This window comes from Neisseria flava (assembly GCF_982712965.1).
Map to the genome: position 1 here is coordinate 1 of NZ_CEXQBZ010000091.1, position 4102 is coordinate 4102.

At 51.4% G+C, this 4102-nt stretch carries 2 protein-coding genes; one reads left to right on the forward strand and one right to left on the reverse strand.

Translation table 11 applies throughout. The features are described from left to right. Nucleotides 1-95: 95 nt before the first annotated feature. Nucleotides 96-1544, reverse strand: coding sequence for a decarboxylating NADP(+)-dependent phosphogluconate dehydrogenase (gene gnd, locus AC5M9B_RS04620; protein ID WP_070654938.1), 1449 nt, complete (start codon nucleotides 1542-1544; stop codon nucleotides 96-98). Nucleotides 1545-2022: 478 nt separating this feature from the next. Between gnd and ggt the strand changes: the two genes are divergently transcribed. After that, complete coding sequence (ggt, locus tag AC5M9B_RS04625) at nucleotides 2023-3792, forward strand: gamma-glutamyltransferase (RefSeq protein WP_487648310.1); 1770 nt, start codon at nucleotides 2023-2025, stop codon at nucleotides 3790-3792. Nucleotides 3793-4102 lie beyond the last annotated feature (310 nt).

Sequence of the window (4102 nt, forward strand, 5' to 3'; positions counted from 1 at the left end):
CCAAGTGTTTTATTCTTGAATCTGTTCCAACCACTAGTACCATAGTGTTGCACTTGAAATCCGAATCCAAGGACCTTGTTGCTAACTCAGACAAATCAAATATCGTAAGTGGTCGATGCGGTATCGCCGCCTTTGCCTGTCCAGTTGGTATGGAAGAACTCGCCGCGCGGTTTGTCAGTGCGCTCGTAGGTATGCGCGCCGAAGTAGTCGCGTTGGGCTTGCAGCAGGTTGGCGGGCAGGCGTTCGGTGGTGTAGCCGTCGAGGAAGGTAATCGCGGAAGCCATGCAGGGCATGGGGATGCCGCATTCGATGGCTTTGGCGACCACTTTGCGCCATGCGGGCAGGCAGTTTTCCAATACGCCTTTGAAATAGGGGTCGGAACCCAAGAACACCAAATCGGGATTGGCTTCGTATGCGTCGCGGATGTTACCCAAGAACGCGCTGCGGATGATGCAGCCTTCGCGCCACAGAAGGGCGGTGTTGCCGTAGTTCAATGCCCAATCGTTGTTTTCGCTGGCTTCGCGGATGAGCATGAAGCCTTGTGCGTAGGAGATGATTTTGGATGCCAACAGGGCTTGGCGCAGGGCTTCGACCCATGCGGCTTTGTCGCCGCCAACGGGGGTAACGGTTTTGCCGAACAAGCGGCTGGTTTGAACACGTTGGTCTTTGAACGCGGATACGCAGCGGGCAAACACGGCTTCGGAAATCAGCGTCAGCGGGATGCCCAAGTCGAGGGCGTTGATGCCGGTCCATTTGCCTGTGCCTTTTTGTCCGGCGGTATCGAGGATTTTTTCGACCAAAGGTTCGCCGTTTTCGTCTTTGTAGCCCAAAATCGCGGCGGTGATTTCAATCAGGTAGGAATCCAGCTCGGTTTGGTTCCATTCGCTGAAAATGCGGTGCATTTCGTCGTAGCTCAGACCCAAGCCGTCTTTCATGAATTGGTAGGCTTCGCAAATCAACTGCATATCGCCGTATTCGATGCCGTTGTGCACCATTTTGACGAAATGGCCTGCGCCGTCGCGGCCGACCCAGTCGCAGCAGGGTTCGCCTTGCGGGGTTTTGGCGGCAATGGCTTGGAAGATGGGTTTGACGGCGGGCCATGCGGCTTCGTCGCCGCCGGGCATGATGGATGGACCGTGACGCGCGCCTTCTTCGCCGCCGGAAACGCCTGCGCCGATAAAGCGGATGCCTTTTGCCGCCAGCTCGTGGGTGCGGCGGGTGGAATCGGGATAGTTGGCGTTGCCGCCGTCAATAATAATGTCGCCTTGGTCCAAAAGCGGGACAAGTTGCTCGATAAAGTCATCCACGACAGAACCTGCGCGTACCATCATCATGATTTTGCGCGGTTTTTCCAGTTTATCCACTAAATCTTGCAATGAATAGGCACCGATAATGTTGGTGCCTTTGGCTGCGCCGTTGAGAAAATCGTCTACTTTAGCAGTGGTCCGGTTGTACGCCACGACTTTGAAACCGTGATCGTTCATATTCAAAATCAAATTTTGACCCATAACGGCCAAGCCGATGACGCCGATATCGCCTTTCATTGATGGAAGCTCCATTATTAATTTAATTTATCAGCCGTAACTCTATCTGATTTACAGAGGTTTAACAATCCTTAACTATCTAATTTTTTGAAAAGATGCCTTTACGTTGCGGGCTTTGGCTGCGCGTTGGGAAACAAACTATAAATAAGATTTTAAATAATAAATGGATGATTATATTGAGTCGCGCATTTGTTTGTGTATAACTTTTATTCCTTTTTTAGTTCAATAAGTTGAATGTAGAGTTTGGATGCGGATAAACTGCCGTTTGCCTTGTTTGCAGATGTGGATAATTTTGAAATCCGGTTTTTATTTGTGTATAACTTTCCGGCTATACACACAGCCTGCCGGTTTTATACCGGGCTCAAACGGAACTGTCCGAAGAGATAAACAGTCCAATCGGTTTTCATGTTTCAGACGACCTTTTGTGTTTTTCAACCGCAGGTCGTCTGAAAAATATCTCAACGAAAAGGGAGCAGATATGAAATTTTCTTTTGGATTAAACCTGTCGGCTGTTTTGGTTTTGGCGGCGTGCGCGCACCAGCCGATGCAGAAACCTGATGCTGCGCCTGTGCCGACGGCTGTGGATAACCATGCGCCGGAACAAGGGACGGGGCTGACCGAGCAGAAATTGATCCGCGCCAAACATTATATGGCGGCGTCTGCCAATCCGTTGGCAACCGAGGCGGGATATGAGGTTTTGAAACGCGGCGGCAGCGCGATAGATGCGATGATCGCCATGCAGACAACCTTGGGTCTGACCGAACCGCAGTCTTCCGGTTTGGGCGGCGGCGCGTTTTTGGTATATTGGGACAATAAGGCGAAAAAACTGACGACGTTTGATGCCCGAGAAACGGCGCCGAAAGCGGCAACGCCGGCGCTTTTTTTGGATGAAAACGGCAAGCCGATGGGCTTTATGAACGCGGTGGTCGGCGGCCGTTCGGTCGGTGTGCCGGGGATTCCGAAGCTGCTGGAAGATGTCCACAAGCGTTATGGCAAATTGCCTTGGGCAAGTCTGTTTGACAAACCGATTGCTTTGGCGGAACAGGGCTTTACCGTTTCACCGCGCATGGCGAAATCTATCGAGCAGAATCTCGAGCCTTTGAAACGTTATCCGCAAACCGCCGCGTATTTCCTGCCTGACGGCAAGCCTTTGGCAGCGGGAACGGTGTTGAAAAACCCTGAATTTGCCCGCTCCGTTCGCCTGTTGGCGGAAAAAGGCAGTGCGCCGTTTTATCAGGGGGCGCAGGCGCAGAATATTGTCCGTGCCGTTACCGGTGCTGTGGATAACCCCGGCAAAATCAGTTTGTCGGATTTGAAAAACTACCGCGTTATCGAGCGTCAACCGGTTTGCGCGCCCTATCGTGAATATGAAGTTTGCGGCATGGGCGCGCCAAGTTCGGGCGCGATTGCTTTGGGTGAAATTTTGGGCATCTTGCAAAATCAGGATATGAAGGCGTTGGGAGCGGAAAATATCCATAGTTGGCGCTGGATAGGCGATGCGTCGCGGATTGCGTTTGCCGACCGAGATCATTACATTGGCGATCCCGCGTTTGTCAACGTCCCGACCCGTGCCTTGATTTCTCAGGCTTACCTGAAACCGCGTGCCGAAGAAATCCGCCAAGCTGACAAGGCGTTGGAAAACATTCAGGCGGGCAAGTTTGGCAAGAAATACGCACAGGGTATGGCGGTAGAGCTGCCGTCCACCAGCCATTTGGTGGTTGTGGATAAAGACGGCAACGTCGTGTCGATGACGACTTCGATTGAAAACGCGTTCGGTTCGGGACTAATGACAAACGGCTATCTGCTCAACAATGAATTGACCGATTTTGCTTTCAACCCCGTCGGCGCGGACGGTAAAACGGTGGCAAACAGCGTGGCGGGCGGCAAACGGCCGCGTTCTTCGATGGCGCCGACCATTGTGATGAAAGGCGGCAAGCCTTATTTGGCGGTCGGTTCGCCCGGCGGCAGCCGCATCATCGGTTTCGTCGCCAAAACGCTGGTGGCGCATATCGATTGGGGTATGGACATTCAGGCGGCAATCTCCCTGCCGAATATGCTCAATCGCGGCAGCCAGTATGAAATCGAGGAAAAAACCGCGGCGGCGGACAAAGCGGCAGCATTGGAAAAACTGGGCTACAAAGTCCAAATCCGCGATTTGAATTCCGGCGTACAAGGCATTGTGATCGGCAAAGACGGTTTGCTCGGCGGTGCCGACCCGCGCCGCGAAGGCAAAGTCATGGGCGATTGATCACTGATAAGCTTGTGGATAAAAGATCGTCTGAAATCCGAATTTGGGTTTTCAGACGACCTTTTTTATCGTTGGAGAAAAGCTATGGATAAAGTGTGTATAAAATTTGAGAAAAAATATAATCTTTTTATTTTTCAGAAGGATAGATTAGATAGTCATGTGGATAATTATGTTTGAAATATTGGCGGGAGATGGTTTTGTTTTATTGAAAGGTCGTCTGAAAACTTAAAATCAAGATTGAACTGCACCCCAAAAGTTGGACATCCCCTCCAACTCACAAGGTGCAGTTTTTTTATGAGCAAATATACAT